The following is a 6,000-nucleotide window of genomic DNA, read 5'->3' on the forward strand; positions in this document are numbered from 1 at the left end:
ATCCATCGATGGCCACCCCTCGGGGCCGTCGTTGCGCGAGGTCAAAAATCGCCCCAGCGATTTTTTGTTTCTCCCCACCTCATCATTTAAGTTATTGATTAAGCAGCAACAATCAATTGACAAAAGACCATTTCTGTATAGAATGGCCGGCGCGGGATGGAGCAGTCTGGTAGCTCGTCGGGCTCATAACCCGAAGGTCGTAGGTTCAAATCCTGCTCCCGCAACCAGATACTCAGAAAAGGCCACTCAATCGAGTGGCCTTTTTTGTTTCTACCATCCACCCCCACCTAAGCAATTGATTAAAAAGCACTATTAGGTTGACAGCGAGCAATATCCGAGTAGAATTTGCGGCGCGGGATGGAGCAGTCTGGTAGCTCGTCGGGCTCATAACCCGAAGGTCGTAGGTTCAAATCCTGCTCCCGCAACCAGATACTCAAAAAGGCCACTCAGTCGAGTGGCCTTTTTGTTTGTGCGCCATTTAAGTGATCCGGCTCAGCAAGGCTTAAGTTTCCCCCGCCTAAACTGCAGCAGTTGACCACTACAGCCCTGGAGTCTGAACCCGCCATGTCCTGGAAAAATACCGAATCGCGCTACGGCAGCCTGTCGATCGCCCTGCACTGGCTGATGCTGGTCCTGATCGCCGGGGTGTATGCCTGCATCGAACTTAAAGGCAACTTCCCCAAGGGCAGCGACACGCGCGAGCTGCTCAAGCAGTGGCACTTTATGCTCGGCCTCGCGGTATTCGCCCTGGTCTGGCTGCGCCTGCTGGCTCGCGTGGTTGCGCCGACACCCGCCATCCAACCCAGCCTGCCCGCCTGGCAAGCCCTACCCGCCAAATTGATGCACCTGGCGCTATACGCCTTGATGATCGGTGCGCCCCTGGCCGGCTGGCTGATTCTCAGCGCCGCCGGCAAACCCATCCCCTTCTTCGGCCTGGAGCTGCCACCACTGGTCGGCAAGAACCCGGATCTGGCCGGCACTATAAAGGAATGGCATGAACTGGCCGGCAGCGCCGGATATTGGCTGATCGGCCTGCACGCCGTCGCCGGGCTGCTCCACCATTTTGTCGTACGCGACAACACCCTGACGCGCATCCTGCCAGGCAAGCAGCCCTGAGCCCGACAGGTAAACAGCGTCAGTCCATCAAGGCGACGCTCAGCGCTGGTCAATTGCCAGCGTCGCCGCTAGAATTGCGCACTTTTTGATCAGAGGCGCGCCAAGCGCCCAGCATCCATCCGTACACGCCTGAGGTTAACGCCATGTCCACCGCCACGCCAAAAGTCGGCTTCGTTTCACTGGGTTGCCCCAAAGCACTGGTGGACTCCGAACGCATCCTGACCCAACTGCGCATGGAAGGTTATGAAGTGGTGTCCACCTACCAGGACGCTGACGTGGTAGTGGTCAACACCTGTGGCTTTATCGACAGTGCCAAGGCCGAGTCGCTGGAAGTGATAGGGGAAGCTCTGGCAGAAAACGGCAAGGTGATCGTCACCGGCTGTATGGGCGTGGAAGAAGGCGCAATCCGCAACGTGCACCCCAGCGTGCTTTCGGTAACCGGCCCGCAACAGTACGAGCAAGTGCTCAACGCCGTTCACGAAGTAGTTCCGCCACGCCAGGACCATAACCCACTGATCGACCTGGTACCGCCACAAGGCATCAAGCTGACGCCGCGCCACTACGCCTACCTGAAGATTTCCGAAGGCTGCAACCACAGCTGCAGCTTCTGCATCATCCCCTCGATGCGCGGCAAGCTGGTCAGCCGCCCAGTCGGTGAAGTGCTCAGCGAAGCCGAACGCCTGGTCAAAGCTGGCGTGAAAGAGCTGCTGGTGATCTCCCAGGACACCAGCGCCTACGGTGTCGACATGAAGTACAAGACCGACTTCTGGAACGGCCAGCCGGTGAAAACCCGCATGACCGAGCTGTGCGAGGCGCTTTCCAGCCTTGGCGTATGGGTGCGTCTGCACTACGTCTACCCTTACCCGCACGTCGACGAGCTGATCCCGCTGATGGCCTCCGGCAAGATCCTGCCGTACCTCGACATCCCCTTCCAGCACGCCAGCCCGAAAGTGCTGAAAGCCATGAAGCGCCCAGCCTTCGAAGACAAGACCCTGGCGCGCATCAAGAACTGGCGCGAGATCTGCCCGGAACTGACCATCCGCTCGACCTTTATCGTCGGCTTCCCCGGCGAGACCGAAGAAGACTTCCAGTACCTGCTCAACTGGCTGACCGAAGCCCAACTCGACCGCGTTGGCTGCTTCCAGTACTCCCCGGTTGAAGGCGCGCCGGCCAACCTGCTGGACGCAGAAATAGTCCCCGATGACATCAAGCAGGACCGCTGGGACCGCTTTATGGCCCACCAACAGGCCATCAGCACCGCCCGCCTGCAACTGAAGATTGGCAAAGAAATGGACGTGCTGATCGATGAAGTCGACGACCAGGGCGCAGTCGCCCGCTGCTACGCCGACGCCCCGGAAATCGACGGCAGCGTGTTTATCGCCAACACCAACGTCAATCCAGGCGACAAGGTGCGCGTGCGCATCGTCGACGCGGATGAATACGACCTGTGGGCCGAGCTGATCTAAAGCCCTCGACGTAGATTGCCGCCCAATAAGAAGCCCTGCAGATGCAGGGCTTCTTTATGCACGATCCAATGGGCTCAGTACACCAAAGCCACCGCGATTGAGCACGTGGGTGTAAATCATGGTCGTCTTCACATCCGCATGGCCCAGCAACTCCTGCACGGTGCGAATATCCTGACCGCCCTCCAGCAGGTGAGTGGCGAAGGAATGACGCAAAGTATGCGGCGTTGCGGGCTTGATCACACCCGCACCACGAACCGCCTCACGCATCGCCCGCTGAATAGTTTTTTCATGCACGTGATGACGAAAAATCCCCCTTGAGCGCGGGTCAACAGATCGGTTACCCGACGGAAACACAAACTGCCAAGCCCAGTCAGCCGCCGCATTGGGATACTTGCGCGCCAGCGCAAACGGCAGATTGGCCAACCCAAAGCCCTCAGCCAGATCCTGCTGGTGCAAGGCTGCCACCTTCTGTAGATGCTCATGCAAGGGCGCAACCAGCGTACGGGGCAACATGGTTACCCGATCCTTCTGCCCCTTGCCGTCACGCACCAGAATCTCACCGCGGGCAAACTCAACATCCTTGACCCGCAAGCGCAATGCTTCCAGCAGGCGTAGGCCGGAACCATACAGCAGGGTCGCCACCATCCACTTAACCCCGGATAACTGCGCCAGAACTCTGGTCACCTCATCCCGCGTCAGCACCACAGGCAGATGCTTGGGCTTTTTGGCCCTGACAATCCCGTCCAACCAGGGCAACTCGACCTTCAACACCTCCTTATAAAGAAACAACAGCGCCGCCAACGCCTGATTCTGCGTCGCCCCTGCCACATTGCGCTTGACTGCCAAATGAGTAAGAAACGCCTCGATCTCGGCCGCACCCATTTCAAGCGGATGACGGTACTGATGAAAGCGGATATAACGCTTTACCCACTCGGTATAGACAGTCTCTGTGCGAATGGAATAGTTTCTGACGCGAATCTGCTGCCGCACCTGATCCAGCAGCTTGGGCTTGCCGTCATCCATGTCGTGTTGCTCCCTGATTACTGTCGCGTTTCTTCCTGAAAATTTCAGAGTAGGCAAGGAACTGAAGAGCAACAAGGCGCGTTATGCGACACGAAAAAGCGACATCGCATGTCGCACAATTAATAGTTAGGCGGCAAAGCAAAGATCGGGAAACACGGAAGTTATGCATTCAAATAACAATGTACGGACTCCACCTGCAAGCTCGCAGCGGCCATACAAATCCGGCCCGAAACACTCGCATCCGATAACCCAAATACTCACATCAGCAACAGGCCAATCAGCACGCGCCCGCCTCCATCTTCAAGCTCTTCTACCTGAAGGTCTGCACGCGTATGCTCCAAGCCACAAATCCAGCAGCACCGAACAATCATGTTCTGTTTCCGGCGTTGCACCGTGGCAAGGCCTAACAACTGGTTCAAATCGTTCGCTGCGCTCACTTGGACGGGCTAAAGCCCGCCCCTTAACCAAACGTTAGAGAAATAAGAGAAAGTTCTATGCGCGACAAATTGAAGCTAAATGAAGGCGACACGCTTATTCAAGAGAGCCATCGGTCTAAAGGGCCTTTGGCAGAGACAGATATCTACACATACTCCATCGTTAACGCTCAAGGAGAAAAGGTCGGCTCGGTTGAGCATGTTGATCACACCTCCATTAAAGGCTTTAACCGCTCTCAATCGGTAGAGCAGCGAGATGTCTCAGGAAGTTTGGTCGTTGACGTTAGGTGGTAGCTTATTCCTCTAACTAGTGGTTCAAATCGCTCGCTGCGCTCACTGGGACCGGCTAAAGCCGGCCCCTTAACCAAACGTTAGGCCACTCCGTAAAACGTTTCTTTTTTTGCTTTGTAATAATTTCACTATTGCTCGTAATTTCAAATTTTATGCTGCACTGCTCCACCGAGTTGCCTGGAATCGCCATTTATCCAGCACTCAATTGTTGCTACAAGCTCAAGGTGTCGCTACAAGCTTTGTAAATTTGTGCTGTTGTATCTTTTTAAAATTCAATTGCTTTGCTGGCACAAATCAACAATTTATCGCCAGCGCTCGAATCACGTTCAGCGCTGGCTTACAAAATGCCGGAGGCTCGGCTTTTGTTTCGCATTGGCTTCAAAAGTGGTGGCTTTCGTTTCGCGTTCACTTCAGGTACAAAATTATGCAAACACACAAAAATGCACGCGGTTCCGAAAGCCTAACAAGGCGCTCAAATCGTTCGCTTCGCTCACTGGGACTGGCTAAAGCCAGCCCCTTAGCTTAATCGTTAGGCAAACAAAAAATAAACCGGAGGTGCCCATGGATTACGAAATAATAATATCAATACTCGCAGCCCTATCCGGGATAACCAGCTTGATTATCGGAATCAAAAAGACAAAATCCGAAACAGAGTCAAATAGCTACAAACACTTAATATCTGAGCTAGAGAAAAACGAAGTCCAGCTTAAAGAGGCGTTATCCGAAGAAGAGTTCAACAAGATAATTTCCACCTTAAGTGAAATAGAAACAAGTGAAAACAAAATCAACCTGCACAATAAACAAAGCGGAAGCATTACAAAAAACTTTCTCGTCTACATAGTCCCGGGAATTGTCGCGCTCGGCCTAGTTGGGCTATATATATTTTTACGGTTCTCAAATGCCAGCAACCCTGAATATGTGCTTCCAGAGGATCTCAGCACACTAATGACCGTGGTTGTTGGTTATCTTTTCGGCGCAGGGGCTGCCAGCGTATGAGCTTAAGTCGCCTAACAAGGCGCTCAAATCGCTCACTTCGTTCGCTGGGACCGGCTAAAGCCGGCCCCTTAGCTTAATCGTTAGGCCACAAATAGAAACCGTGGGTCATCCACACAGCCCCTATCTCACAAGGAATATCTAATGGACATAAGTGAACTCTTAAATAAAATTCACCCGAAAGATAATGAAGGAAATCAAACTAATGCTAATAAGGGCTCGACTGGCACAAACCTGCAATATGACCAAGCGCAAGGGAATCGTGGGAAACAACTTAATCCAAACCAAAATAAAGTAAGTCCAGACACCGACGACATGGATGAGGGCGATGTTTTTTGGCACGACAACAGTGATTAGTTAATCAGTGAAAGCCTAACAACTGGTTCAAACCATTCGCTTCGCTCACTGGGACGGGCTAAAGCCCGCCCCTTAACCAAACGTTAGGCGGCAAAGCAAAGCAGGTGGAATATGGAAGTTCTGCAACCAAATAACATATGGCGCATTCAACCTGGTACTTCGCGGCGGCCGTACAAATCCGTACCGAAATACACGCATTCGTTAACCACATTATTCACATCACCACCTGCCAAAGCGGCACGCGGCTGTCGCATCTTCAAGCTCTTTTTCCTGACAGTCCGCACGCGTATGCTTCAAGCCAAATGTCCAACAACGTCGAG

7 protein-coding genes and 2 tRNA genes are annotated in these 6,000 nt (G+C 53.7%); 8 read left to right on the forward strand and 1 reads right to left on the reverse strand.

The window, feature by feature from the left end; genetic code table 11:
• The first annotated feature begins 150 nt into the window (after positions 1-150).
• The 4 genes from WBK23_RS15855 (at position 151) to rimO (ending at position 2,582) form a co-directional block, all read left to right on the forward strand.
• Positions 151-227 (forward strand) — tRNA-Met (locus WBK23_RS15855).
• Positions 228-351: 124 nt separating this feature from the next.
• Positions 352-428: transfer RNA gene (locus WBK23_RS15860), tRNA-Met, on the forward strand.
• A 136-nt stretch (positions 429-564) separates the two neighbouring features.
• Positions 565-1,116, forward strand: coding sequence for a cytochrome b (locus tag WBK23_RS15865; RefSeq protein ID WP_424484894.1), 552 nt, complete (start codon positions 565-567; stop codon positions 1,114-1,116).
• 143 nt (positions 1,117-1,259) lie between these two features.
• Positions 1,260-2,582, forward strand: a complete 1,323-nt coding sequence (gene rimO, locus WBK23_RS15870) for a 30S ribosomal protein S12 methylthiotransferase RimO (protein WP_424484895.1) — start codon at positions 1,260-1,262, stop codon at positions 2,580-2,582.
• 54 nt (positions 2,583-2,636) lie between these two features.
• Here the strand turns inward: rimO and WBK23_RS15875 are convergent, their stop codons facing one another.
• On the reverse strand, positions 2,637-3,605 hold the full coding sequence (locus WBK23_RS15875) for an integron integrase (protein ID WP_424484896.1): 969 nt from the start codon (positions 3,603-3,605) through the stop codon (positions 2,637-2,639).
• 494 nt (positions 3,606-4,099) lie between these two features.
• On the opposite strand from WBK23_RS15875, the gene WBK23_RS15880 reads away from it, so the two are divergent.
• The 4 genes from WBK23_RS15880 to WBK23_RS15895 form a co-directional block, all read left to right on the forward strand.
• On the forward strand, positions 4,100-4,333 hold the full coding sequence (locus WBK23_RS15880; protein WP_424484897.1) for a hypothetical protein: 234 nt from the start codon (positions 4,100-4,102) through the stop codon (positions 4,331-4,333).
• A 558-nt stretch (positions 4,334-4,891) separates the two neighbouring features.
• On the forward strand, positions 4,892-5,326 hold the full coding sequence (locus WBK23_RS15885; RefSeq protein ID WP_424484898.1) for a hypothetical protein: 435 nt from the start codon (positions 4,892-4,894) through the stop codon (positions 5,324-5,326).
• Between the two features lie 141 nt (positions 5,327-5,467).
• A complete protein-coding gene (locus WBK23_RS15890; protein ID WP_424484899.1) occupies positions 5,468-5,680 on the forward strand; it encodes a hypothetical protein in 213 nt (70 codons plus the stop codon).
• 137 nt (positions 5,681-5,817) lie between these two features.
• A partial coding sequence (locus tag WBK23_RS15895; RefSeq protein ID WP_424484900.1) for a hypothetical protein occupies positions 5,818-6,000 on the forward strand: 183 nt, incomplete at its 3' end.

Origin of the sequence: Pseudomonas sp. (assembly GCF_049653025.1) — a bacterium.
In the GTDB taxonomy this organism is placed as follows: Bacteria; Pseudomonadota; Gammaproteobacteria; order Pseudomonadales; family Pseudomonadaceae; genus Aquipseudomonas.

Excerpts from the sequence above, each read along its gene's own strand:
- WBK23_RS15880 (WP_424484897.1), top strand. The coding sequence starts at position 4,100 with ATGCGCGACAAATTGAAGCTAAATGAAGGCGACACGCTTATTCAAGAG.
- WBK23_RS15890 (WP_424484899.1), top strand. The coding sequence starts at position 5,468 with ATGGACATAAGTGAACTCTTAAATAAAATTCACCCGAAAGATAATGAA.
- WBK23_RS15875 (WP_424484896.1), bottom strand. The coding sequence starts at position 3,605 with ATGGATGACGGCAAGCCCAAGCTGCTGGATCAGGTGCGGCAGCAGATT.
- WBK23_RS15865 (WP_424484894.1), top strand. The coding sequence starts at position 565 with ATGTCCTGGAAAAATACCGAATCGCGCTACGGCAGCCTGTCGATCGCC.
- WBK23_RS15885 (WP_424484898.1), top strand. The coding sequence starts at position 4,892 with ATGGATTACGAAATAATAATATCAATACTCGCAGCCCTATCCGGGATA.
- rimO (WP_424484895.1), top strand. The coding sequence starts at position 1,260 with ATGTCCACCGCCACGCCAAAAGTCGGCTTCGTTTCACTGGGTTGCCCC.